Source organism: Phyllobacterium lublinensis, from assembly GCF_020164435.1.
GTDB lineage: Bacteria > Pseudomonadota > Alphaproteobacteria > Rhizobiales > Rhizobiaceae > Phyllobacterium > Phyllobacterium lublinensis.
This window is the reverse complement of the sequence record NZ_JAIUDQ010000010.1, coordinates 69789-95600: the sequence shown is the minus strand read 5'-3', so window position 1 is coordinate 95600 and position 25812 is coordinate 69789. Positions and strand designations below refer to the sequence as shown.

Sequence of the window (25812 nt, the reverse complement as noted above, 5' to 3'; positions counted from 1 at the left end):
GCGGAGGAACTGCAGCGATGCTGGAACGTCTGTTCGCTGAGCTCGGCCCCTGGAACTGGATCGTCCTTGGCCTGGTTCTGATGATCTTCGAGGTCGCCGCGCCGGGCATCTTCTTCCTGTGGTTCGGTATCGCCGCACTCATTGTCGGCGCACTGGCCATTCTGCTCGGCGAAGCGCTCGGCATGGGCTGGCAGATCCAGGTTGTCCTCTTCCTGGTCCTTTCGGTCATTTCCGTCCTGGTCGGCCGCAGGCTGATGGGTGCAACCGATGTCGTATCGGATGAACCCCTGCTCAACCGGCGCGGTGAACAGCTGATCGGTCAGGTGGTGACACTGGAGGAAGCGACGGTCAACGGCCGGGGGCGCGCCCGCGTGGGCGACAGCCTGTGGCGCGTGACCGGACCGGACCTTTCCGCCGGCACGCGCGTGCGCATCACCGGCATCGATCACGGTACGCTGGTCGTGGAGGCGGTACCACCTAAGGTATGAGACTATTGTCTCGTTTGCCGGCGACTGTAAGCTTCTGATACCGCATCTTCATGAAGAAGATTCCCGCCTTTGTCGTGTCGGTGTTTGAGGAAGATGGCGTCCGGATAGCCGTCAATGACGACTTGCCCATTGCAACAGAAGCACCGACCTATGCAGAATTGCTTTAAAGGGTAAGGGAGATTGCGCCTGAGATTGCTGTCTTGAACGGTTGGATACGCAATCCCGAGCAGCTTAATCTCCGGTTCTACGTTGAAACAAGTCACCCGATTGCAAAGGCGCCCTGAATAGGTGGGAGCAAGTCTGTATCGGGAATTGTCCGGTCTCCTGACCAAGGGCGGATGTCAGTTCGTACGACAGGCCAAGAGTAGTCACGAATACTGGAAGAGCCCTGTCACAGGCCGGTTCTTTGTTGTCCCCTCCAACGTGGAAAGCGTCACACCGCGAATGCAATTCTGAAACAGGCTGGGCTTCCGAAAGCGTTTTAAGCCGCGCCGATCCGCAACAGATCATGGAAATGCACGATGCCGATCGGGTAGTTGTTCTCGGTCACGATCAGCGCGCCTATATTGTGCTCGTTGAGCAGCGCCAGCGCGGCGCTCGCCAGCATGGTGGGCGGCACCGTCTTCGGACTGGGCGTCATGATCTCCTCCACCTTCACCGTCATGAGGTTGCGGTGCAGGTTGCGGGAAAGATCGCCGTCGGTGATGATCCCCGCCAGCGTTTCATCGTCGTTCTGCACGGCGATGCAGCCGAAACGTTTGTCCGAAAGCACCTTCATCGCATCGGGAATGAGTGTTCCCAGCGGCACCAGCGGGATGCGGTCGCCGCGATGCATGATTTCACGCACATGCGTCAGGCTGGCGCCAAGTGACCCGCCGGGGTGGAATGTCTTGAAATCGTGGGCCGTAAAGCCTCGTGCCTCGAGCAGCGCCACCGCCAGTGCATCACCCATGGCGAGTTGCATCAGCGTCGACGTCGTCGGCGCGAGTCCGTGCGGACAGGCCTCGGTGACACGCGGCATCAGCAGCACCACGTCGGCAGCCGTCGCCAGCGCCGAATTCTCTCCCGCCGTTACGGCGATCAGCGGAATACGGAAACGGCGCGAATAGCTGACGATGCCCTTGAGCTCCGCCGTATCCCCAGACCAGGATATTGCAAGGATGGCATCATCGGTGGCAATCATGCCGAGATCGCCATGATTGGCTTCGGAGGGATGCACGAAAAAGGCCGGTGTGCCCGTCGAAGCGAAAGTGGCGGCGATCTTCGAACCGATATGGCCGCTCTTGCCGACGCCGGTAACGATGATACGCCCGCGTACTCCGGCAATCTTTTCGATGGCCTTGCAGAAGGCTTCAGCCAAGGGGCCTTCCAGCGAACTGCTGAGTGCCGCCAGTCCATCTTTCTCGGTTGAAATAGTCCGTTTTGCGGAATCAACCGCTGCGGATCGGTCCAGTTCTGTGTCGTTTATTGCCTGCATGGCGAGAACCGTTAGCGCTTTGCATCCGTTCTGTCCATTTTTTGTTCAAGCGCATGGTGCACAAAGACGTCGCGGCACCACCTCCACCGGGGTTTCAACAGGCGCTCTTAGCCAGTCATTAACCATGCCTCTTTACCATCCTGCAATGTTCGAACTGATTGGCACACCTGTTGAAACATTCATGGCAACCACGTTTGGAAGCGCCGCCCCGCGGCAGCTTCAGAACTGCAATCAACATCTGTCTGACGACAGCGTTGCTCGGCAGCTCTGTGTTCATGTCCGTTGCTTCGGGACAGGAAGCCATTCCCTTGCGCGGCGCCATCCAGGAAAATGTGCTCCAGGCACAGAACAGACCCAACGCCGCACAGGCGGAGGGTTCGCCGCCTGCCCGGCAAACGGAAACTGGTATCCCCGCTAGACCCTATGAGCCGGTCAGCCCTGGCGCACTCCCGCAAGATGACAGCAGCAATCTCGGCCTGCTCGGCGTACCCGTCGATAATGGCGCGCCACCATCCGGCCCCGCAGACAGTAGCGGAGGCCTCGACCAGCAATCGCCGGCAACGACGGACGCCTCCGTGCCGGTTCCGGCCGAGCGGCCGGCTTCTCCACGCAGGGCTGGTCTCCAGGATCGGCTGGACGAAGAACAGACCGGCTCCATTCCCAATCCGCCAATCGAGCAGAACAGGGAAGCCAACCCGCCTGCCGCTCCCGCCGAACGCGACAACCAGCCCGAGCCTGCCATCGAACGGCGAACGATCCGCCCCGATCCGGAACCCTTTGCACCGCTCGGCATCAGGGCCGGCACGGTAACGTTGCGCCCTTCGATCAGCACCGGCATTCGCGCCACCACCAATGCCGATGGCAGTTCCGATGGCAGCAGCGCCATGCTGTCGGAGACGCGCTTGCGCACCCGCGCCACGACCGACTGGTCGCGTCATTCGGCATTCCTCGATTTCGACGGCACCTACGACAAGACGATCTCGGGTGAGGAATACTCGGCGCCCAACGCTGCCTTGCGTGGAGGATTTCAGCTCGATCTCGGCGCACGAACCACTGTCAAGGGTGAGGCGGGTTATCGAATCCGCCAGGAGGATCCGAGTGCTCCGACAACGATCGTCGGCACCTCGAATCGTCCCCTGGTACAGGAACTGGACGCAGCCCTCGGTGTCCGCCACGAGTTCGGCAAGTTCTTTGCCGATGTGAAGGGCAATGTCGACCATACTACCTATGACAATGCTGAATTCTCCGATGGCAGCGTCGTCAGCCAGAAAGACCGCGACAATACATTCGCCAGCATCGCCCTGCGCGGCGGTTTCGAAATGTCTGCGGCCATCAAGCCTTTTGTCGAAGTTGAGCTCGGTAAATTGATGTACGACGAATCGGTCGATGCCAATGGCTTCCGCCGTTCGGGCCCGCGTCTCGGGTTGCGGGGCGGTGTCGAACTCGACATAGCGGAGAAACTCAGGGGTGAGCTGGCCATCGGCTACCTGCGTCAGGATATCGATGATCCACGGCTCGCCGCCATTGACGGGCTTTCCGTCGACGGCGCGATCACATGGTCGCCGCAACGCGGCACAGATGTGAGTCTCGGCCTCTTGACCCGTGTCGAAGGCGCAACGGCTCCCGATGACAGTGGCTCGATATTCTATGAGGGCACGCTTGGTATCAAACGCCAGGTCCGATCGAATCTTGATGTCAACGCGACACTGATCGGGTCACTGCGGGACAATACGGACGGGTCTGGCTGGGACAAGGGTTTCGGAGCGGAGATCGGCGCGACCTACTGGTTCAACCGTTTTGTGGGTCTCGACGTCAGCGCCCGCCACGAGTTCACCCATAGCGAGGTAGAAAGCCGCCAGACCGAAGAAACCAGCGTCTTCATGGGGCTGACGCTGCAACGTTGAGACGGGTGACCATCAGTCTTGTTAGCCCCTCACCCGGCCTCCGCTCCGCTCGGCCGACCTCTCCCCGGCGGGGAGAGGAATCCTGCAAATGTCGCGTCAATGTCGTGGAGCGCGCGTCAGGGCCTCAGGTCATCAGGCAATTGTATGGTGAAACCTTTCCGAGTTCCTCTCCCCGCCGGGGAGAGGTCGGCCTAGCGGAGCGGAAGCCGGGCGAGGGGTATCTGTCAGTAACGCCTCCACCCTGGCGCTGTCGCTGAGCTGCCTCCCCCTCAAGGAGGGAGCTAGCCGATGGTGTAACTTCAACCCTGCTTCGGCTGGATCGTCTTCAGCATGTTGCCGATATTGTCGATGACACCGTTGCGGATGTCGTTGCGCCAAAGCGCGAACGCGACATTGGCTTCCACAAAGCCTTCCTTCGAACCGGTATCGTAGGTGCGGCCCTTGAAATGATAGCCAAAGAAATCCTGCTGCTTGGTCAGCTTCAGCATGGCGTCAGTGAGCTGGATTTCGTTGCCGGCACCCCGCTCCTGATTCTCCAGAATGCCGAAAATCTCGGGCTGCAATATGTAGCGGCCATTGATGTAGAGGTTGGAAGGCGCGGTGCCCTTGGCCGGCTTCTCCACCATTTCCGTCAGCTCGAAGCCTTTACCGATGGGCTTGCCCTGCCCGACGATACCGTATTTGTGCGTCTCCGCCGGATCGCATTCCTGTACGGCGATCACATTGCCGCCGGACTGGTTGTAGAGCTCCACCATGTCGGCAAGGCAGCCATTGCCCTCCGGCTGCATGATCATGTCCGGCAACAGCAGCGCGAAAGGCTCGTCACCGACGATATCGCGCGCGCACCAGACCGCATGTCCAAGGCCCATCGGCACTTGCTGGCGGGTAAAGCTGGTTGTGCCGGGGCCGGGCTGGATACCTTGTAATTCGTCGAGCAGACCGGTCTTCCCGCGTTCCGCAAGCGTGGCGTAAAGCTCATACTGCGCGTCGAAATAGTCCTCGATGACAGCCTTGTTGCGGCCGGTTACGAAAATGAAATGCTCGATACCCGCTTCGCGTGCCTCATCTACGACATATTGGATGACCGGCTTGTCGACGACTGTCAGCATCTCTTTTGGAATGGATTTCGTGGCGGGAAGAACGCGGGTTCCAAAACCCGCAACTGGAAATACGGCCTTACGGATTTTCTTGACGGTCGTCATCGTTACCTCATCAGAGTTACACGCAAATACTAATTTTTATTACTGTGCCATATGCTCTATTGCCTGCACAAGCGCACAGTAACACTTCAAATTTGCACACAATTCGCTGCAATTTCTGTTCGAAATTCAGGGTTGTGCGCTAGACAATTTCGTTTCAAAGACCCAAAATACATACCACTGTAAAATAACTATTCGTTGCCGTTGTTAATGTGTCCACGTGGCACTCGTTGCCTGTGCATGGTAAACCAAATCCTAACTTTGACATGCCTATTTTATCGTTTGACCCAAACATGTGGGAACCAGTTCGAGGAGATAACATGATCAGGAATTCATCGGCTCTTGCCAGGCGCATGTTGATGGTTGCTGCGGTCGCGGGCATCGGATTTGCCGGTGCGATTAACAACGCGGCCGCCGATGCAAGGTTCCAGAGTTGGATCGCGGAGTTCCGTGGAACGGCCATGAAGAGCGGCATCAGCGCCTCCACCTACCAGCGCGCCTTTGCAGGTGTGACGGAAATCGATCCGGAAGTATTGGAGAAGGCCCGTTTCCAGCCGGAGTTCACGGAGCCGGTCTGGGGCTATCTCGACAATCGCGTCAACGAGCACTCGGTGGCAATGGGCCGCGAAATGTCGCGAAAGTACAGCCGTTGGCTCGGCGCCATCGAAAAATCGTATGGCGTCGACCGCAACATTCTGCTTGCCATCTGGTCGATGGAGACCAATTTCGGCGAGATCATGAAGCGCGATGACGTGATGCGCGACGCGGTGCGTTCGCTTGCCACCCTCGCCTATGCCGATCCACGCCGTGCCAAATATGCGCGCACCCAGCTTATCGCCGCCATGAAGATCCTGCAGACAGGCGATATTGATCGCAGCCATCTGACCGGCTCTTGGGCGGGAGCTCTCGGCCACACCCAGTTCATCCCGACGAGCTATCTGGCCTATGCCGTCGACATGGACGGCAACGGCAAGCGCGATATCTGGAACTCGGTTCCCGACGCGTTGGCGACCGCCGCCAACCTGCTTCGCAAGAATGGCTGGCAATCGGGCCGCACATGGGGCTATGAAGTCGTTCTCCCGGCGGGGGGCAAATTCCCCGGCGGCACACGCACCATTGCTGAATGGCAAAGTCTCGGTGTTGTCCGCGCAAGCGGCAAAGCCTTCCCGCATGGCAGCGAGAGGGCTACACTGAAGCTGCCGGATGGCCGGAGCGGTCCTGCCTTCCTGATGACGAAGAACTTCTTCGTCCTGAAGAACTATAACAATGCGGATAAATACGCCCTCGGCGTTGGCCTGCTTGCCGACCAGATTGCCGGTGCATCGGGCCTGCGCCAGGACTGGAACCGGCCCTTCACGCCGATCACGATGAAGGAGCGCGAAGAATTGCAGTCACATTTGCGCGAACTGGGTTATTATGACGGCAAGGTCGATGGAAAGATTGGTGGCAGTTCCAGAAACGCCATCCAGGCATTCCAGAAGCAGATGGGTCTCGATCCCGATGGTCATCCAAGCAAGGAAGTACTGACGATCATCCGGAAGAAGTAGGGTAGTACACCCGCATGAACGCGTTGCGCAGCGATATGTTTTGCCCGGAGGTTCAGTCACCTCCTTCTGTCCTGCTGGACAGAAGGAGGGTTTCTGGCCAAATCCATCGTCCTCTATCACCCCTGCTCCTATCGTTGGCCCTCGGGCTTGCCGGCAGCATTGTCTTTGTTGAAACCGCCTCAGCGCGGACAATCCTCGACATGTTGTTCGGACCGCGCCAGGTCTATCGCGAGCCGACGGATAGGCTCATCGACGATGGCAGGCGGCGATATCGGGCACCCAAGAACCGCACCATGAAACGCGCGAGCCGCCCGCGTCCGACCTCGCCCGACCGCGCCCCGTCGGTTGCCCAGCCAGCCATTCCGGAAAAACTGCCCGATGCGAAGACCGTGCTCGTCGTCGGCGATTTCATGGCTGGCAATCTCGCCGAGGGCCTGGATGCGGCATTTGTTGATTCGCCGGGCGTCCGGGTGGTAGACAAGGCGGACGGCTCCTCCGGTTTCGTGCGCGCCGATCACCATGACTGGCCGGCATCAATCGGCGGCCTGATTGAAGCGGAAAAACCGGCGGTCGTCGTCATCATGGTCGGCGCCAACGACCGCCAGCAGATGGCTGGCCAGACGCTTTTGACCGACGAATGGACCAAGGAATACCAGGTGCGTATCGGTGCCTTTCTTGAAGCAGTCAAAAAGACCGGCAATCCGGTGGTGTGGGTGGGACAGCCCGCCTTCAAGTCCAAAAGCATCACCGATGATGTGCTTGCCTTCAACGAGCTCTATCGCAATGCGACGGAAAAAGCCGACGGCACGTTTGTTGATGTCTGGGATGGCTTTGTCGATCAAAATGGCAACTTCACCCTGTCGGGCTTTGACATCTCCGGGCAAACCGCGCGGCTGCGCAACAATGACGGGATCGGCCTGACAATGGCCGGCAAGCGCAAGCTGGCCTTCTATGTGGAAAAGCCGTTGCGCCAGATGCTGGGCAGTGCAACTTCGCCGGAGATCGCTGCAATCAAGCCGGGTGCACCGGTCCAGGCACTTCCCGGAACCCCGCAGCCGCCGGTAAAGGTTGACCGGCTCGCTCCCATCAGCCTCAACGACCCTGAACTCGATGGCGGCACCGATCTGCTCGGCGGCGCGCCCCGTCCCGTGTCCGTGACCGAAAAGTCCGCGCGTGACAAGCTGGTGATCGACGGCGTAGCGCCGGACAGCCAACCCGGCCGCGTCAACGATTTCTCCTGGCCGAGGAAGCCTGAGGAACCGCCCACGACCGGAGCCGTTCGCTGACGGCACCTGCAGGCCGTTTCCCGTTCTGCGGCTGCCGAATATCGCTCACGCATTCCCGCGATCTTGCTCGAAAATCCTTGAATTCAGCCCAAAAATTTCAACCGGCACGCGATTTCTCGACGTGCCCGGTTGACGATTTTATCGAGGCAGCACTGACGTTCCCATCAACGCCGCATCAATTGCGTGCGCGGCCTGGCGGCCCTCGCGAATTGCCCAAACAACGAGAGATTGTCCGCGGCGGACATCCCCGGCCGTATACAGCTTGTCGACGCTGGTGCGGTAGTTCCGCTCGTCCGCTGCAACCGAACGGTTACCACGGCGATCGGCGCGCATATCGAGTGTACCGGCAAGCTCCTTGACGATATTGTTCTCGAATGGCCCGGAAAAGCCGATTGCGATAAAGGCCAGATCCGCCTTGATGAAGAATTCGGTTCCGGCGATCGGCTTGCGCGCCTCGTCGACTTCGCAGCACTTGACGTGGGTCAGTGTGCCGTTTTCTCCAATGAATTCAAGCGTTGCCACCTGAAATTCACGATCTGCGCCTTCGGCCTGCGAGGACGACGTGCGCATCTTTGTCGCCCAATACGGCCAGACGCTGAGCTTGTCTTCCTTTTCCGGCGGCTGTGGCCGGATGTCGAGCTGTGTCACCTTCACGGCGCCCTGGCGGAAAGCCGTACCGACGCAGTCCGATGCCGTATCACCACCGCCGACAACCACTACGTGCTTTCCAGAAGCGACGATCGGATCGCTTGGCCAAGCGACCGACTCGATGTTCTCGCGACCGATGCGGCGGTTCTGCTGGACAAGATAGTGCATGGCATCATGGACGCCTTCGAGCTCAGCGCCGGGAATGCCGGCCGGACGTGGCGTTTCCGCCCCGCCGCAATAGAGCACCGCGTCGTAACTGTCGATAAGCTCTTGAACAGGCTTGTCAATTCCGACATTGACCCCGCAGAAGAAGGTTACGCCCTCGCCTTCCATCTGGGTGACGCGACGGTCGATGAAATGCTTTTCCATCTTGAAATCCGGAATTCCGTAGCGCAGCAATCCGCCCGGCCGGCTCTCGCGCTCGTAAACGTGGACCTCATGTCCTGCACGTCCAAGCTGCTGTGCGGCGGCAAGGCCGGCTGGCCCGGAGCCGATCACTGCAACATTCTTGCCGGTCTTGGACGCGGCCGGCTGCGGAATGATGTAGCCTTTTTCATAGGCCTTGTCGGCGATCGCCTGCTCCACCGTCTTGATCGAAACCGGCACGTCCTCGAGATTCAGCGTACAGGCCTCTTCACACGGAGCCGGGCAGATTCGTCCAGTAAATTCCGGGAAATTGTTGGTCGAATGCAGGTTACGGATCGCCTCGTCCCAATTGTCGTTGTAGACGAGATCGTTCCAGTCCGGAATCTGATTGTGGATCGGACATCCCGTCGGCCCGTGGCAAAACGGAATGCCGCAATCCATGCAGCGCGCGGCCTGCTTCTTGACCTCGCTGTCCGACATCGGAATGGTAAATTCCCGGAAATGCCGGATACGATCCGAAGCTGGCTGATACTTGCCGACCTGGCGGTCAATCTCTAGAAAACCTGTAACCTTACCCATAAATTTGCTCCCCTCGCCTCTCGGAGGGCCACCCATTCCCACGCGGGGGATCGGGCAGCATTGGACCCCATGCCGAGCATCAAACTGACGCTCGAAGCATGGAGCTTGTTGACCTTATTCGGCTGCGACACCCATCCGCATGCGCTCCATGTCTTCGAGCGCGCGGCGATATTCGACCGGCATGACTTTTACGAATTTCGGCCGGAAGGTTTCCCAGTTGTCGAGAATTTCCTTGGCCCGGCCCGAGCCCGTATAGTGCATGTGGTTCGAAATGAGCTGCACAAGCCGTTCCTCGTCGTGCCGGGTCATGTTGGCCGATACGTCGACACGTCCCTTGTGTGCCAGGTCGCCACCGTGATGGTGCAGCTTCTCTAGGATGTCATCCTCTTCCGGAACCGGCTCGAGTTCAACCATGGCCATGTTGCAACGCTGGGCAAAATCACCTGCCTCATCAAGTACATAGGCCACACCGCCAGACATGCCCGCCGCAAAGTTCCGGCCCGTCTGGCCGATAACGACGACGACGCCTCCGGTCATGTATTCACACCCGTGATCGCCAGTGCCCTCGACAACCGCGATGGCGCCCGAATTACGGACAGCGAAACGTTCGCCTGCCACGCCGCGGAAATAGGCCTCACCCTCGATTGCTCCGTAAAGCACGGTGTTGCCGACGATGATCGAGTTTTCCGGCACGATTTTCGTCTCTGCCGGTGGACGAATAACGATGCGCCCGCCGCAAAGACCCTTGCCGACATAGTCGTTGCCATCTCCGATCAGGTCGAACGATATGCCGCGCGCCAGAAACGCGCCGAAGGACTGTCCCGCGGTTCCACGGAACGTGACCGAGATCGTATCCTCCTTCAGTCCCTTGTGCCGGTAGCGCTTGGCCACTTCGCCTGACAACATCGCGCCTGCAGAGCGATCGACGTTCTTGATGTCCATTTCGATCTTGACCGGAATCTTGCTTTCGAGCGCCGCCTTGGCCTGCTCAATCAGCTTGCGGTCGAGAATATCGACGATCGGATGGTTCTGCCGTTCCGTCCAGCGAATCTTGTCCTCTGGGGCTTCGGGCTTGTGGAAGATGCGGGTGAAATCGAGTCCCTTGGCCTTCCAGTGATCGATCATCTCGCGCTTCTCGAGCAGCTCCGCCTTGCCGACGATCTCTTCGAGTTTCGTATATCCCATCTCCGCAAGGAACTGTCGCACCTCTTCCGCCATGTAGAAGAAGAAGTTGATGACATGTTCAGGCGTGCCCTTGAAGCGCTTGCGCAGCACCGGATCCTGCGTCGCCACACCGACTGGGCAGGTGTTCAGATGGCACTTGCGCATCATGATGCACCCGGCCGCGATCAACGGCGCGGTCGAGAAGCCAAATTCATCGGCTCCAAGCAACGCGCCGATGATGACATCGCGCCCGGTGCGCAGGCCACCATCGACCTGCAGGGCAATGCGCGAACGAAGGCCGTTGAGAACCAGCGTCTGCTGTGTTTCCGCCAGACCCATTTCCCACGGACTGCCCGCATGCTTGAGCGAAGTCAGCGGCGATGCCCCAGTTCCGCCGTCGTAGCCGGAGATCGTGATGTGATCGGCCCGCGCCTTGGCAACGCCGGCAGCGACCGTGCCAACGCCGACCTCGGAGACAAGCTTGACCGAGACATCGGCCTCAGGATTGACATTCTTCAGATCATAGATGAGCTGCGCCAGATCCTCGATCGAATAGATGTCGTGGTGCGGCGGCGGTGATATGAGGCCTACCCCCGGCGTCGAATGGCGGGTTTTCGCAACCGTCGCATCGACCTTGTGGCCCGGCAGCTGGCCGCCTTCTCCCGGCTTGGCGCCCTGCGCAACCTTGATCTGCATCATGTCGGAATTGACGAGATATTCCGTCGTCACGCCAAACCGGCCGGAAGCCACCTGCTTGATGGCCGAACGTTCAGGATTGGGCTTGCCGTCGGGCAGCGGATAGAACCGGTCTGGCTCCTCTCCGCCCTCGCCGGTGTTCGACTTGCCGCCGATCCGGTTCATGGCGACCGCCAAGGTCGTGTGTGCCTCGCGGCTGATAGAGCCGAAAGACATTGCGCCGGTCGAGAACCGCTTGACGATTTCCTTCGCAGGTTCGACATCATCGATCGAGACAGGCTTGCGCCCTCTTTCGGAAGCCATCTTGATGTTGAACAGGCCGCGAATGGTCTTGGCCCGTGCCGACTGGCTGTTCACCATGTCGGAATATTCCTTGAACGTGCCCGGTGAATCCGTCCGGACTGCATGCTGCAGCTTGGCGACCGCATCCGGTGACCACAGATGCGCCTCACCTCGCATGCGGTAGGCGTATTCGCCACCCACTTCCAGCGTGTTGAGCAGGACCGGGTCGTTGCCGAAGGCGTCGCGGTGACGGCGAACCGTCTCTTCCGCCACTTCCTCAAGGCCAACGCCTTCGATGGTTGTGGCAGTTCCGAAGAAAAACCGGTCGACGAAGGCCGACTTCAGGCCAACCGCATCGAAGATTTGCGCGCCGCAATAGGACTGATAGGTCGAGATACCCATCTTCGACATGACCTTGAGAATGCCCTTGCCGATCGACTTCATATAGCGCGAAACGACTTCCTTCGAATCGACCTCTGGTGGAAACTCGCCACGCTTGTGCATGTCGAGCAACGTGTCGAAGGCGAGGTAAGGATTGATCGCTTCTGCTCCGTAGCCGGCGAGGCAGCAGAAATGATGCACTTCTCGCGGCTCGCCCGATTCGACCACGAGTCCGACCGACGTCCGCAGACCTTTGCGGATAAGGTGGTGGTGAACTGCGGCAGTCGCCAGCAGAGCCGGGATAGGTATCCGGTCAGGCCCGACCTGGCGGTCGGAAAGGATGATGATGTTGTAGCCGCCATGCACCGCAGCTTCCGCGCGGTCGCAGAGGCGCTCGACAGCGCCGGCGAGACCCGAAGCCCCCTCGTCCACGCTGTAGGCGATGTCGAGTGTCTTGGTATCGAACCGGTCTTCCGTATGGCCAATGGAGCGGATCTTTTCCAGGTCACCATTGGTCAGGATCGGCTGGCGAACCTCCAGCCGCTTGCGCCGCGAAGAACCCACAAGGTCGAAGATGTTTGGGCGCGGGCCGATGAATGAGACAAGGCTCATCACCAGCTCTTCGCGGATCGGATCGATCGGCGGGTTGGTGACTTGCGCGAAGTTCTGCTTGAAATAGGTGTACAGCAGCTTCGACTTGTCCGACATTGCCGAAATCGGCGTGTCGGTTCCCATCGAGCCGATGGCTTCCTGGCCCGTCGTCGCCATGGGCGACATCAGCAGGCGCGTATCTTCCTGGGTGTAGCCGAAGGCCTGCTGACGGTCGAGAAGGCTGACATCCTTGCGCAGAGCACGCGGTTCCACGGGGCTCAATTCTTCAAGGATCAGCTGCGTGTTCTTCAGCCACTTGGTGTAAGGATGGCGATTGGCGATCTCCGACTTGATCGTATCGTCAGAGACGATTTCACCCTTTTCCATATCGATGAGCAGCATGCGGCCGGGCTGCAGGCGCCACTTCTTGACGATCTTTTCTTCCGGTACCGGCAGGACACCGGCCTCCGACGCCATGATCACGAAGTCGTCGTCGGTGACGATGTACCGGGCCGGGCGAAGTCCGTTGCGGTCGAGGGTTGCGCCGATCTGGCGGCCGTCGGTGAAGGCAACTGCGGCCGGACCATCCCATGGCTCCATCAGCGCGGCGTGATATTCATAGAACGCCTTGCGGTCATCCGACATCAACTTGTTGCCGGACCATGCTTCGGGGATCAGCATCATCATGGAATGAGCGAGTGAATAGCCCCCTTGGAACAGGAACTCCAGGGCATTGTCAAAACATGCGGTGTCCGACTGGCCTTCATAGGAAATCGGCCACAGCTTGGAAATGTCATTGCCGAAATATTCGCTGTCGACCGAAGCCTGACGCGCCGCCATCCAGTTGACATTGCCGCGCAGGGTGTTGATTTCACCGTTGTGCGCGACCATGCGGTATGGATGCGCCAGCTTCCACGACGGGAAGGTGTTTGTCGAAAACCGCTGGTGGACCAGCGCGACCGCACTTTCGAAGCGCGGGTCCTTCAGGTCCTTGTAATAGGCGCCCACCTGGTAGGCGAGGAACATGCCCTTGTAGACAATCGTCCGCGCCGACATGGAAACGACATAGAAATCGCTCTCCTTGCCGCCATTCTCCTGGTAGATGCGGTTCGAAATCACCTTGCGCAGGACGAACAGCCTGCCTTCGAAGTCCTCGTTGGTTTCGATGTTGGGGTTGCGCCCAATGAATACCTGCCGGTGAAATGGCTCCGTGGCTGCGATGTGCGGCGCCTTCGACAGGGAAGAGTTGTCGACCGGCACGTCACGGAAACCGATCAACGACTGGCCTTCCGAAGCGATGACTTCCGAAATCACCGTTTCAATGTGAGCCCGCTCATCCGGATCCTGCGGCATGAACAGATAGCCGACGGCATAGTGGTTCACGGGGGGCAGTTCGACGCCCTTTTCCGCCCATTCAGCGCGGAAGAACGCATCCGGAATCTGCACCAGCATGCCGGCGCCATCGCCCATCAAGGGATCGGCGCCAACCGCGCCGCGATGGGTGAGGTTTTCGAGCATGAACAGCCCGTCTTCGATGATTCTGTGCGACTTGACGCCCTTCATGTGCGCGACAAAGCCGACACCGCATGCGTCGTGCTCGTTGCGCGGGTCATAAAGGCCCTGTTTGGCTGGAATACCGGACGATTTATTGGTTTTGACCGCACGAGTCTGTACGGCCTGAGCGAGTTCAGTCGTTACAGATGGCGTCAAATCCGACATCGTCAATTCCTCCATTCGAGCCCATCGCGGGCGGTCATTCTTTCATGGGACGGAGAAGCATTCCAGTCCCGCTCCGGTGCGGCATATCTTCCGATTGCAAGCTGCGGTCACCACAATAAGGACGGAAGCACGTGTGCTCTCCACCCCGGTTTTCAGTTAGCGCAAATTAGGACAGCATTGCTGTCTTATTGCCGTATGCCAGAATTATTCCAAACAAACAAGATGGAAAAGCAAAAAATAACTGCAATCGGCGAAATATCATTGCGCAAAATGCACCAAAAGTATCCCGTTCGTTTCGAAACAAGCGGTTTCCGCTAAAAATTCAAGGGAAAACAGATAGTTCCACATCCTCGGGACTTCTGGTTATCTTTTCACCCCCGGGTTAAAGGCGTATGGCTGTCCGCGCAATTCGAAACCCGAGGTTTTTTCATGCATTTTGCTTCCGATAATTGGGCGGGGACCCATCCGAAAATCGCAGAGAATCTGTCCAGGCACGCCAGCGGTTTTGCGAGCGCCTATGGTACGAGCACCCTCGATAAAGCTGTAGAGCAGACGTTCAACGAGATTTTCGAAAGGGAAGTCGCGGTTTTCTTCGTCGCTACGGGCACAGCCGCCAATTCGCTGGCACAGGCCAGCGTTGCAAAGCCGGGCGGCGTTACTTTCGCCCATCGCGAAGCCCACACAATCGCCGACGAAGGTGGAGCGCCCGAATATCTGACCGGGGGCTCGCGACTCCATCCGGTCGACGGGCCACTTGGACGCATCAACGTCGACAATCTCAGGCGGGCGGTCGCAGGCTACAACAATGTCCGCGCCGGCCAGCCGATGGCGGTTTCCATCACCCAACTGACCGAGAGCGGCACGCTTTACGAACCCGGAGAAATTGCCGCCATTTCGACGGTCTGCCGAGAATACGGCCTGCCGCTTCATATGGATGGCGCCCGTTTTACCAACGCGCTGGTCTCGCTCGGCTGTTCCCCAGCAGACATGACCTGGCGGCAGGGTGTCGACATCCTGTCTTTCGGCGGCACGAAGAATGGCTGCTGGTGCGCCGAGGCCCTTGTTTTCATGGACCCCGCCTGGGCCGCGGCCTTTCCCTTCATTCGCCAACGCGCCGCGCAGCTCTTTTCGAAATCTCGCTTCATCGCCGCTCAGTTCGAAGCCTATTTCGAGGGCGACCTCTGGCTGGATATGGCAAGACAGGCGAACAGCATGGCCAGGCGCATGGCGGACCATATCTCCGCATCCGATAACATTCGGCTCGCCTGGGAGCCACGTGGCAATGAAATCTTTGCGATCATGAAGCTGACGACCGCCGCCAGATTGCGTGAGGACGGAGCGCTTTTCTATGACATGAACGCGCCGGCTTACGAGAGACAGCTTGTGGACGAGGGAGAAACGCTGACTCGACTCGTCACCAGCTTCGCAACATCACCCGAAGAGATCGATCGCTTCGGCGAACTGATCAAATAAAAAAAGCGGCGCTGTCGCGCCGCTTTCTTCAGTCATTGCGTCGATGCTTAGTTTGCAGCTTTCGCTTCGATCTGCTTGGCTTCCTTGTCTGACAGGGAAGTCACGGCGATCTTGCGCGGCTTCATTTCTTCGGGAATTTCGCGCTTCAGATCAATATGCAGCAGGCCGTTTTTCAGGCTCGCACCACTGACCTCGACGAAATCGGCAAGATGGAAGCGGCGTTCGAAAGCGCGCGAAGCGATACCGCGGTAAAGCGTCTCGGCATTCTCATCGGACTTCTCAACGCTCTTCTCACCGGTCACCTTCAGCTGGTTGCGATGGGCCTCGATCTGGATTTCATCCTCGGAGAACCCGGCGACTGCCATGGTGATGCGGTAGGCATTATCGCCTGTCCGCTCGATGTTATAGGGCGGATATGTCTGGGCACCTTCCGGCTGAGCCAGACTATCGAGAATCGTGAAAAGCCGGTCGAAACCGACGGTTGAACGGTAGAGTGGGGAGAAATCAACGTGACGCATGGTTTAGCCCTCCTTTGAGCGACAATGTTTGCGTGTTTTGGTTCCGAGAAGACTCCCGCTGCGGCAAGTCCCGATGAACCAGCGACCCCGATATGGCGGTCACAACAGCTATTTGGTTAGGCCAAAGAGTGTTTTCAAGGTTTTTTTGATCAAGATTCTGACGCCGCAAATTGCTGGTTCGCCGCCCTGTGGATGAACGCAAAATGAACATCATCTTCGGAATACGTTCACCTCGACGCATCTATAACTGCGCTCAAGGTTGGAAACGACCGACATCACAAAGGATACAGATAATGAAGAAAACCGTTCTTGCGCTGACCGCCACTGCGATTCTCGTTACCGGATTTATGGCTCAGGCCATGGCCGACAGCCGTTATTACCGGGACGAATCACCGATCTATCTCGACAATCGTGGCGAAGCAGATGGCTATCTGGTTCAGGATCGCCGTTACAATGACGGTTATCGCGACGATCGCTACGACCGCCGTGACCGCTTTGGTCCGCGCGATGTAAGCCGGATGCTCGAGCGCCGCGGCTATCGCGTCCGTGATGTGGATTTCGAACGCGGCCGTTATTTCGTACGTGCTTCGCGCCGCGGTGCTCCAGTCCTCGTCGTTGTTTCACGTCGCGGCGAAATTCTCGAAACCCGTCGCATGGGTGATCGTTATGCCGATCGTCGCAACGGCTTGAGCATCGAGATAAACCCGGCTTACTGAGTTCAAAAAGCCGAATCGTTCCGGGTGTAACGTCCCTTCCGCCCGGAACGAACTGACCGGAAACTCTGCAAAGGGTTTCCGGTCATTCTTTTTGGGGATCGCGGTTTGACCTTTGTGTCCGCCCATTTTATCAGGGAGTGAACTGACGCCGGCAAGTCCACGACGAGGATTGACCAGGTTTGGAGCCCTCCCGCAATGATCCGACCGCTTGTCGAAACTGCATCCAATCCACTTCCCCCGGGCACGCGCGTCGAGCCCCTGAACCTCGCCGATGGCAAGGAACTGCGCTACGCAATTACGCCCGCAACCCGCCATCCTGTGCAGGGAACGGTGCTCATTCTGCAAGGGCGTAACGAATGCATCGAAAAATACTTCGAGACTGCGCGGGACATAGCCGCCCGCGGCTTTACCGTAGCCACCTTCGACTGGCGCGGCCAGGGTGCATCCAGCAGGCTCTTGCCGGATCCCGCCCGGGGCTATGTGAAAAGCTTTGATGACTATGCCGCCGACCTGGAGCAATTGTTCGAATCAGTACTTTTGCCCGATTGCCGCGGCCCCTACTATATCCTTGGCCATTCCACGGGAGCGCTGGTGGCACTCCTGGCGGCACCAGCTCTTTCCAATCGTGTGAGGCGAATGGTCCTGACCGCTCCGCTGCTCGACATCACTGGTAGCCGTGCCAGGAAGATTGCAGCACGATTCGGCGCCAATGCGTTGCGATCAGCGGGCCTGGGCAAGGCCTATATGCTCGGCGGACCACATGCGATCAAAGCCTTTGCGATGAACGAGGTGACGTCGGATACAGCGCGCTACCAGCGCAATTGCGAAATCCTCGAGCAAGCGCCGGAGCTCGCCATCGGTGGTCCAACCGCAAGCTGGATCGTGGCCGCGGCGGCCGCAATCAAGAAGGTCAGCCGCCCGGATTTCATCGATATGATAAGGATCCCGATGCTGGTCATTGCCGCCGGCATGGACAGCGTTGTGTCCACCCCGGCGATCGAACGCTATGCGCTGCAGCTGCGCAACACCACGCTGCTGACCGTCGACGGCGCCAAGCACGAGATCCTGCAGGAGAAGGATTTCTATCGCCAGCAGTTCTTCGCCGCTTTTGATGCCTTCATTCCCGGCACCGGAGGCGAGTCGCTCTAGTATCACGACCTGCGCAAGGGGCAGTGGTTGGCAGCGCTTCGATACCGGTCTCCTAGCGATTGAGCAGGTCCATTGCCTGGGCATGCAGCTCCGGCGTTGCAGCAGCAAGTATCTTGCCGGCTTGTTCTGCCGGGCCACCATCCCAGGTCGTGATCACACCGCCAGCTTTCTCGATAATCGGGATAAGCGCGACGATGTCGTAGGGATGCAAGCCCGATTCGATCACCAGATCGACAAATCCTGCGGCAAGCATCGCATAGGCGTAACAGTCGGTGCCATAGCGCGCCAGCCGGATCTTTTCTTCAACCCGGTCATAGGCGGCCCGCACCTCGTCCTTGAACAGCATCGGCGTTGTCGTGAAAAGCGTCGCCTCGGGAAGCGTGATCGTCTTTCGCGTCTGGAGGCGGCGCGTTCCGCCCGGTCCTTCGTACCAGGAGTCGTCTCCATCGCACATGAACAGTTCCCCGGTGAATGGCTGCGCCATCACACCGGCCACTGCATCGCCATCGATGGTCAGGCCGGCCAACGTACCCCAGACCGGAATTCCCGAAATGAACGCGCGCGTGCCATCTATGGGATCGATCACCCAGACATGGGACTGATCGAGATTCTCTCCACCAAACTCCTCGCCAAGAATGCCGTGCTCGGGAAAGGACGCATTGATCAACGTGCGAATCGCCCTTTCAGCTTCCCGATCAGCCTCGGTGACCGGATCAAAACCGGTCTGGTATTTGTTGTCGACGAGCGAAATGTTGCGGAATCGGGGAAGGGTTTGCTCCGCCGCAACGCCCGCAATCCGCTTCAGGAAGGAAAGTTCTACGAACAAAATGGCTCCTTGCGATTAAAACATTCTCAAACTTCTGCCTCAATGGCGAATTCTTTGCATTTTTTTTAGGCATCAAGGCCAAGTGCACAAAAAATCATACAAAATACTTGACATTTGTGCGGCGCAACATAGAGTAATCAACAGACAGGGTGACCTGTCTATGCCCTCCTTGGGCGTTTCCTCCCTAGACTTGGACCGCGCTTATGCGCGGTCTTTTTTTGCACCATAGTGCTTGCTCGTCCCTATTCAGCAGCAAGCGGTGTCCCGAGGAAATGGAAATCGGGCAGCGAGACCAGATCTGCCAGGAACAGTCCTATGTCGCGCTGGAGCTGTTCGAATCCGGGCTTCCGTTCGTAATTGTGCTCATTCAAGTATAGCCCGCGATTGACCTCGATCTGCAAGGCGTGAAAAGCCTTCAAAGGCCGTCCATAATGTTCGGTGATATACCCGCCGGCATAGGGTTTGTTGTGCGCTACGACATACCCCATCTCCCTGAGGAGATGTATCGCGGCAGAGGCGAGTTCGGGGGTGCAGCTCGTGCCGAAACGATCACCGATGATGAAGTCCGGACGCATGCCGCTTTCCGGGAAGCGAATGCCTGTCGGCATGGAATGGCAATCGATCAGCACGGCATAGCCGAAGCGGTCCCGCGTTGTGGCAAGCACATCGCCAAGAACCGCATGGTATGGCTTGTAGATATTGTTGATCCGGCCCAAAGCTTCATCGAGATGCAGTTTCTGCGCGTAGATCTCCTGCCCCTCGCCGACGAGACGCGGGATCGTTCCAAGCCCACCCGCTACACGCGCCGAATGACCGTTCGCATAGGGTGGAAGCGGCTCAAAGAACATCCTGGCATCGAGTTCATAGGGCTCGCGATTAACGTCCAGATAGGCGCGGGGAAAATGCGCAACCATCAAGGGAGCGCCGAGCATGACGGCCGCGGCAAATAATTGGTCGACAAAGCAATCCTCGGAACGCCGGATCGTTTGCGGATCGAGCTGCGATTGCCGGAGAAAGGCGACCGGGTATGACTGACCGCTATGAGGCGAATTGAAAACGAATGGGATGCGTTGATCGGCCGGTTGCCGCAATTCATAAGGCAGGCTGTTTGGGAAATCGCGCTCGACGGTCATTCTTCTCTTCAGGGTTTGCAGCGGTACTGGCGGACAGGAAGTCTTCACTCTAGTGCAACTTGTCTCGAGATGGAATTCATCAAGAGGCATAAGCTGCTAACTTTCTGATCTATGGTCAGGCCTGCGCGCTACTTCGAAATAGCGGGGCTATCTTGCGGAGGCTACCTCGACATTTGGACCGTTCGCCCTTATTTTCTGGCAAATCATTCACGTGATCTTTACCAAAAAAGCGTTTTGTAAATACTGACAGGACGCCGGTTTGGGGATGATCCGGTGCTAGACAATTCGGACGGACTGATGAAGAGAATCCTTCTTGCAGAAGACGACAATGACATGCGGCGCTTTTTGGTCAAAGCGCTCGAAAAGGCGGGGTATCATGTCACCCATTTCGACAATGGTGCCAGCGCCTACGACCGTTTGCGAGAAGAACCGTTCTCCCTGCTCCTGACCGATATCGTGATGCCGGAAATGGATGGCATCGAGCTGGCACGCCGCGCGTCGGAAATCGATCCCGACCTCAAGATCATGTTCATCACCGGCTTTGCCGCTGTGGCGCTGAATTCCGATTCGAAGGCGCCAAAGGATGCGAAGGTGCTTTCGAAGCCCTTCCACCTGCGCGATCTCGTCAATGAAATCGAAAAAATGCTGGTCGCGGCCTAGAACGGCTGCGGCATTCTTTCGCTCAGGCAAAGAAAGCCTGATAACTTCTTTCGAACGCTATTGACGGACACAATTCAATATGGTGTATGCGCCCGGTCGGATGGGCGTGTAGCTCAGCGGGAGAGCACTACGTTGACATCGTAGGGGTCACAGGTTCAATCCCTGTCACGCCCACCATCTGACCCTTTAAAATCAACCACTTATGCTACGTCCTCTTTGCCCACAATCAGTGTTAGGTGCCCATTTGCGCGCACCTTGCGCGCAAATAGTGGGCGTTTCGTATGTTTTTGCAGCTGCGCGATGATGCTTTCCGTCGCGAGTTTCGCTTCCAACAGGTATTCCGGATCAAAACTTTCATAGGGATTCGCGGTCCGCTTCTTGTCGTGACCCAGCCACACGTCGAGCTGTTCCTGATCCGGCCGGGGATGCTGGCGACGGGCATACGTCGCCATGAAATGCCGAATCGTGCCCTGGGTGAACTCTTCCAAGCCGATCGACTGCGCTTGACGCTTGAACGTCTGTTTCATCATCAGGGCGGCGACCTTGTTCCAGAGCAAGGGGATTTCGCGGTTCCACTCATCAAGCCAATTCAGAAGGTTGTCCCTGGCCGGTATGTTCGGACGGTGTTTGTCCGTCTGTTCGCGGCCGATCGGATTTAGATCGATCACTTTGAAGCGGCGGTTCACCTGTTGCGGCGTATCCCGAAAATCGATGATCGTGTCTGGTCGAGCCCAGGTGTTGAGGGATAGCATCACGAAGCGGAACAGGTTCTCCTGCCGCTTGTCGATCGAATCGATGAACCCTCCGAATTCTTCCATCGTTGGCAGGTAGTGGCGCGGCTCTGGAACCGGCAGACTGACAAGCTTGGCAACAGCCTTCCCCTGCGTCACGACATCCGGAGCGCTGGTCAGCAACTGGATTTCATGGCGAGTGCCGAACGCGTCTTCGATCGCCACCAGCTTCTTGGCATAGTGAAATGCTGACGACACGACGGACAGATTGCGCGCGATGTACGACGCGCCGTGCCCGTGCTTATCGCGGCTCCATTCCATGAACTCGCGCTGGCGGATGGGCCCAAAGGAAGAAACGGACGCCTTGACTGACATCCGCTCAACCAAGAATTCGCGAATGATGGAGATCGCACGGAATGCTGGGGCCTGCGACGGCTTATGCTTCACGTCGTTCTCATAGTAATGAGATAGCTTTCGCTTAAGGATGGAACTTAATAAACCTAGCAAAGGGTCCTTCAGGACCGGCGCGATTACTAACTGGAAAGAAATGGCTTGTGGACGATCCATCCCCAACCCATCGGCCTTTGCACAAGAAGGGCCACGGGATCCGAACCTAAGACTCTGCTGTTAACAGAATTCCTTTATCTCGGAGGCTCCTGCCGGGGGAGGAATGACCGATTTGGGGCCGGAAGCGGACTGGCGGTTGTGGGCGAAAGACTGTCGATAGCAGACCGGTGTCAACGGGCCGCTGACGAACCCTATGATCTGCGCCCCGGGTTGCCGCGCCATACGTGGCTTAAGACAAGGCACGAAGCCATCGTCGAACGCATTCCTTGCAAATGTCCGCAATGGCCCCCAACAACGGACAAGCTGTCTGAGTGGAACCCAACCAAAGACACTCAAACAAGACATGAGGCATTATGCGATCATGCTTGGAGGTGCATTTGTAACTAGGCTAACTCAGAGAATCGTCGTTCAGTAGCTGTGAGCTTCCAAAGTTCATTAAAAGCGATGCTGTTCGTGGCCTTCACGATCTTTCCGTGCTGGAGATCGAGAAACCACGCGTAAGTATTCTTGTAAGGCTTGACGTCTTTCGCGGTTCCGGCAGCGTCTACGAAGACGATAGCGGCATGGTTAGCCCGATTTTGCCAAAGGTTCCCACGCGCATTCGAACGCAGGGACTGGCATAGAGAACCCCTTCAGTTGCAGTGGTGCGGTTTCCGTAAAGGCAGCGCTGCTGTGCTGATTCCGGAATGCATTTTCCGATACGAGAATCTGATCAGTCGAGGCCGCCGAGCATAAGCGGGCAGCAAGCTGAACTGTCGTGCCAAAAAGATCGTTACTGTCCTCGACGGGTTCTCCGCAATCAATGCCGATCCGAATGTGTATAGGTTCGGCATTGCCAAGATTGTACCGGTGGAACTCCCGATGGATGGCGATGGCGCAATCAACGGCCTGCGTAGTGGACACAAAGGACGCCATTATGCCGTCGCCAGTGTGTTTCACCTCACTTCCGCTGTATTCTTTAAGGCATCTTCGGACTACGGAATCGTGTGCTCTGACCAGTTCAGTGCCCATGCGGTCGCCAAGGCGGGCGGTCATTTCCGTCGAGCCCACTATATCCGTGAACATGATTGCGCGGTGGGCGCAGTCTTCATTTTCTTGTTTTCCGGCAAGAGGTTCGGGATCATGGATCCGGCCAAGAAAAGCCTCCACGGCGGATAGAGCTACCTCGACAACCTCGCCGGCTACATGGCCGTGCGCCACCCGATGGACGCATTGAGCGGTATCTTTGTCTGGTGCATCTATCAGGCAAAACGCGGTGCCCCGCTGATGGTCGAACCAGTAGGTCAGGAATTTCACACCATACTCATCCTGGACTTCGAGATCCTTCCGATGTGCCTCGGCAACGTCCGCGGCGCTAAATCCTTTGAGATCATGACGATCCATGAATATGGCCATCGGCTTCCCCTTCCCCAGTTTCCCGGAAGTCTATGCCCGATCATATTTTTGGGCAATCGATCGATCCCCTTTCGGTTTGAGTGAAGTAAGCGCCCGTGTCATAGCGGAGACGTAGTGACTCGACGATCCCGAGGCAGACCTGACGCGGCCGTAGTCATACGCTGCCTGATCGAGAACGGATTTGTGTTCGAGTTTGAAGAGACTCTCCCGCGAGACTATAAGACAATGGCCTGGGTCGTGGACGGCATGCGCCATAAGCGTGATCTTGTCGCTTTCCATGGCGAATGCAGACCTTGCCCTAGTCAATGTCCTCGTACTTGTGGTCACATACTTGGCAACCACGATAACTTCCTGCGGGAACTCATGACGGCTGAGAATATCGATCCTGCTCGTTTCACCCGCTGGCTCGAACGAGTGGGCGGTTACGAAACCTATCTTTCGTACGGACTGGAAGGATTCCACTCCTTTGATAACATGGCCGCGTACTTTCGCGAGGAGTACGCCGAGCATCTGGAAGTGCTGCAGAAAGCAGAAAATATGATCATTGACGGGAGTTTTGCGTTTGTGCACGCAGGCAAATCGATGACCCGGTAGCTAATAAGGCTACCTGTTCGCAGCATTCGCTTGGTTGTAATCTTGCGCATCGTGAACGGGGATCGGGGGATCCTATGAACCGATGGCTCAGCGCTTCACTTCTATTGATATGCTCGAACAGTCCGGTCCTGGCCAGCGAGGACCTTCTGGGCCAATGGCGAGGCACGTTTTATTGCAATAGAACCCTCGACCTCAAGTTGACGCTATCCATCAACGAGTCCAACAACGGACAACTGAAGGGCGTTTTTGAATACAGTGCCGGGTTGAAGGGCCGGGCAAGCTACAATGTTACAGGCACTGTCACGCCGACGGGTTCGTTCCAGATAACCCCGGGGTCATGGATCATGCACCCCACGGGCTTCCGGGCGGTGAGCCTGCATGGGCAGGTCGGCCAGAGCGGCAGCAAACGTGTCATTGATGGAAAGCTTCCTGAATGTGATCCAGGGGGCTTCAGGGCCTTTTTGCTCCCGCCGGCCGAAGCACTCCCACCGCCCTTGGCAATGCCTTCCGACACGGATGGACAGATCAAAGAGGTCCGTGACAGGCTCCGTAAGTACATGCAGACACGTGAGAGCGGGCAGATCTCGTGGAACCGCCTTGAGCGCGCCGCGGATGCGATCCGCGTCGATCGGCAAATCAGGGATTTGCTGCTGGCGGAGATCAGGGAAGGACAGGCGAACGTCAAGGCCGATGCAATTATTGCTGAACTGGCATCCGGTACGACAAGGTTCCCCACGGGTATGGGACAAGCAATTCGGGCATACGATCGGGCCAACAAGTCGGATTGGCCGAACGAAGTCAAACTCAGGGTTTACGAGGCGTGCAAGAAGCGGCTGGACGAAGTCTTCAGGCCCGTTTTGACGAAGGTCGGGGCTTCGGCTGCAAGTTTGCCGAATAACCTTGATGGCCTGGCGCTGGCGCGGGCGGCTCTTGCTCCTGTCGAGGCATATAGGGCTTTTCTCGAACATGCGTTTGGAAGCCTGGACCCGGAAAACCTGCTGGCTCCTATGTGGCAGAAGATTGCGGAACTTGAATCGAACCCGGCCATCGCGGCTGAATTCCGGGAAGCGTTCGCGGAAGCGCGACGACAACCTGACCCACGAGCAGCAACCGAGAACGTAATCAGGAACGTGCTCGGGGACAGGAGCAAGTCTGCCGCCCTCATCGCCATCGCGGCAGAAGGCCGGAGACAGGCGGCACTGGCCGAGGTTGTCGTCATGAGTACCACTGGCGCAGAGGATGGTAGCGAACCGACTGCCAACGACATGGCTTTGCATATGCAGAGCGTCATCGAAGCCTTGAATGCGACGTTCGCAGCGGGGCGATGCAATCCTGGAGACAAGTTAACCGTGTTCGATATGACTCGCTGCGAACTCGGTGAACTGGAAGTGAGACTGAAAAAGGTCATCAAGACCAAATGCGTGGCGGAGGCGCAGGGGGGACAATATGTCTGCAACTTCGATCAGCATTCGATAGTCGTTTCCTTCCGTACGGGTGAGCTGGTTACTGGCCACACCGGAGTTGCGGGTAACTTTCCGGGGGGTAGAATGGAGGGGCCGCAAAAGGCACGTTTTGTCCGCCGGGCGTTTGGCGGATGGGACAGTTCAAGTTTGAACCCCGGATAGTGCTAGCGGAAGCCATTGGAACTTAAGCTCAACGATGCACCGCGTCACTCCAGGATTATCTGCCGAAAGAGGATAACACCGAGTTCTCTTCACGATGC

At 57.8% G+C, this 25812-nt stretch carries 19 protein-coding genes, 1 tRNA gene and 1 pseudogene; 12 read left to right on the top strand and 9 right to left on the bottom strand.

Translation table 11 applies throughout. The features are described 5' to 3' along the window. Positions 1 to 17: 17 nt before the first annotated feature. Together K9U38_RS13865 and K9U38_RS13860 are read left to right on the top strand one after the other, a co-directional pair. Positions 18 to 488 carry an NfeD family protein gene (locus K9U38_RS13865; protein WP_224494927.1) on the top strand — a complete coding sequence of 157 codons (471 nt, stop codon included), beginning with the start codon at positions 18 to 20 and terminating at the stop codon, positions 486 to 488. 288 nt (positions 489 to 776) lie between these two features. After that, positions 777 to 973: pseudogene (locus K9U38_RS13860) on the top strand (type II toxin-antitoxin system HicA family toxin). Here the strand turns inward: K9U38_RS13860 and K9U38_RS13855 are convergent. Beyond that, entirely contained in the window at positions 970 to 1965 is a 996-nt protein-coding gene (locus K9U38_RS13855) for a KpsF/GutQ family sugar-phosphate isomerase (RefSeq protein WP_224494926.1), read from the bottom strand. The pseudogene K9U38_RS13860 and the gene K9U38_RS13855 overlap by 4 nt on opposite strands. A 275-nt stretch (positions 1966 to 2240) precedes the next feature. Between K9U38_RS13855 and K9U38_RS13850 the strand changes: the two genes are divergently transcribed. Further along, positions 2241 to 3869 (top strand): outer membrane beta-barrel protein, encoded by a 1629-nt coding sequence (locus K9U38_RS13850; protein WP_224494925.1) that lies wholly within the window; start codon positions 2241 to 2243, stop codon positions 3867 to 3869. Positions 3870 to 4168: 299 nt separating this feature from the next. Here the strand turns inward: K9U38_RS13850 and galU are convergent, their stop codons facing one another. Continuing rightward, positions 4169 to 5071, bottom strand: a complete 903-nt coding sequence (galU, locus tag K9U38_RS13845) for a UTP--glucose-1-phosphate uridylyltransferase GalU (RefSeq protein ID WP_224494924.1) — start codon at positions 5069 to 5071, stop codon at positions 4169 to 4171. A 350-nt stretch (positions 5072 to 5421) separates the two neighbouring features. On the opposite strand from galU, the gene K9U38_RS13840 reads away from it, so the two are divergent. Both K9U38_RS13840 and K9U38_RS13835 read left to right on the top strand, forming a co-directional pair. After that, positions 5422 to 6615, top strand: a complete 1194-nt coding sequence (locus K9U38_RS13840; RefSeq protein WP_370631939.1) for a lytic murein transglycosylase — start codon at positions 5422 to 5424, stop codon at positions 6613 to 6615. Between the two features lie 200 nt (positions 6616 to 6815). After that, on the top strand, positions 6816 to 7901 hold the full coding sequence (locus K9U38_RS13835; RefSeq protein ID WP_224494922.1) for an SGNH/GDSL hydrolase family protein: 1086 nt from the start codon (positions 6816 to 6818) through the stop codon (positions 7899 to 7901). A 138-nt stretch (positions 7902 to 8039) separates the two neighbouring features. On the opposite strand, the gene K9U38_RS13830 is transcribed toward K9U38_RS13835, so the two are convergent. Together K9U38_RS13830 and gltB are read right to left on the bottom strand one after the other, a co-directional pair. Next, positions 8040 to 9494: a glutamate synthase subunit beta gene (locus tag K9U38_RS13830; protein WP_224494921.1), complete on the bottom strand. Its 1455-nt coding sequence runs from the start codon at positions 9492 to 9494 to the stop codon at positions 8040 to 8042. A 114-nt stretch (positions 9495 to 9608) separates the two neighbouring features. Next, a complete protein-coding gene (gene gltB / locus K9U38_RS13825; protein WP_224494920.1) occupies positions 9609 to 14327 on the bottom strand; it encodes a glutamate synthase large subunit in 4719 nt (1572 codons plus the stop codon). 429 nt (positions 14328 to 14756) lie between these two features. Between gltB and K9U38_RS13820 the strand changes: the two genes are divergently transcribed. Next, positions 14757 to 15800 carry a threonine aldolase family protein gene (locus K9U38_RS13820; protein ID WP_224494919.1) on the top strand — a complete coding sequence of 348 codons (1044 nt, stop codon included), beginning with the start codon at positions 14757 to 14759 and terminating at the stop codon, positions 15798 to 15800. A 47-nt stretch (positions 15801 to 15847) separates the two neighbouring features. Here K9U38_RS13820 and K9U38_RS13815 read toward each other — a convergent pair whose 3' ends face one another. Next, positions 15848 to 16318, bottom strand: coding sequence for an Hsp20 family protein (locus K9U38_RS13815; protein WP_224494918.1), 471 nt, complete (start codon positions 16316 to 16318; stop codon positions 15848 to 15850). Between the two features lie 293 nt (positions 16319 to 16611). Between K9U38_RS13815 and K9U38_RS13810 the strand changes: the two genes are divergently transcribed. Together K9U38_RS13810 and K9U38_RS13805 are read left to right on the top strand one after the other, a co-directional pair. After that, entirely contained in the window at positions 16612 to 17034 is a 423-nt protein-coding gene (locus tag K9U38_RS13810) for a hypothetical protein (protein WP_224494917.1), read from the top strand. A 195-nt stretch (positions 17035 to 17229) separates the two neighbouring features. Then, on the top strand, positions 17230 to 18183 hold the full coding sequence (locus tag K9U38_RS13805) for an alpha/beta fold hydrolase (protein ID WP_224494916.1): 954 nt from the start codon (positions 17230 to 17232) through the stop codon (positions 18181 to 18183). A gap of 52 nt (positions 18184 to 18235) precedes the next feature. Here K9U38_RS13805 and hisN read toward each other — a convergent pair whose 3' ends face one another. Then, positions 18236 to 19009, bottom strand: a complete 774-nt coding sequence (gene hisN, locus K9U38_RS13800) for a histidinol-phosphatase (RefSeq protein WP_224494915.1) — start codon at positions 19007 to 19009, stop codon at positions 18236 to 18238. 242 nt (positions 19010 to 19251) lie between these two features. Continuing rightward, positions 19252 to 20142 (bottom strand): N-formylglutamate amidohydrolase, encoded by an 891-nt coding sequence (locus tag K9U38_RS13795; protein WP_224494914.1) that lies wholly within the window; start codon positions 20140 to 20142, stop codon positions 19252 to 19254. 297 nt (positions 20143 to 20439) lie between these two features. Between K9U38_RS13795 and cpdR the strand changes: the two genes are divergently transcribed. Then, positions 20440 to 20802 (top strand): cell cycle two-component system response regulator CpdR, encoded by a 363-nt coding sequence (gene cpdR, locus K9U38_RS13790; RefSeq protein WP_027229490.1) that lies wholly within the window; start codon positions 20440 to 20442, stop codon positions 20800 to 20802. A gap of 102 nt (positions 20803 to 20904) precedes the next feature. Next, positions 20905 to 20979: transfer RNA gene (locus tag K9U38_RS13785), tRNA-Val, on the top strand. A 23-nt stretch (positions 20980 to 21002) separates the two neighbouring features. On the opposite strand, the gene K9U38_RS13780 is transcribed toward K9U38_RS13785, so the two are convergent. Both K9U38_RS13780 and K9U38_RS13775 read right to left on the bottom strand, forming a co-directional pair. Beyond that, positions 21003 to 21980, bottom strand: coding sequence for a site-specific integrase (locus K9U38_RS13780; protein WP_224494913.1), 978 nt, complete (start codon positions 21978 to 21980; stop codon positions 21003 to 21005). Between the two features lie 687 nt (positions 21981 to 22667). Continuing rightward, positions 22668 to 23495: a nickel-binding protein gene (locus K9U38_RS13775; protein ID WP_224494912.1), complete on the bottom strand. Its 828-nt coding sequence runs from the start codon at positions 23493 to 23495 to the stop codon at positions 22668 to 22670. Positions 23496 to 23720: 225 nt separating this feature from the next. Here K9U38_RS13775 and K9U38_RS13770 point away from each other — a divergent pair, with 225 nt between their 5' ends. Together K9U38_RS13770 and K9U38_RS13765 are read left to right on the top strand one after the other, a co-directional pair. Then, on the top strand, positions 23721 to 24089 hold the full coding sequence (locus K9U38_RS13770) for a hypothetical protein (protein WP_224494911.1): 369 nt from the start codon (positions 23721 to 23723) through the stop codon (positions 24087 to 24089). A 74-nt stretch (positions 24090 to 24163) separates the two neighbouring features. Then, positions 24164 to 25714 carry a hypothetical protein gene (locus tag K9U38_RS13765; RefSeq protein WP_224494910.1) on the top strand — a complete coding sequence of 517 codons (1551 nt, stop codon included), beginning with the start codon at positions 24164 to 24166 and terminating at the stop codon, positions 25712 to 25714. The last annotated feature ends 98 nt before the right edge of the window (positions 25715 to 25812 follow it).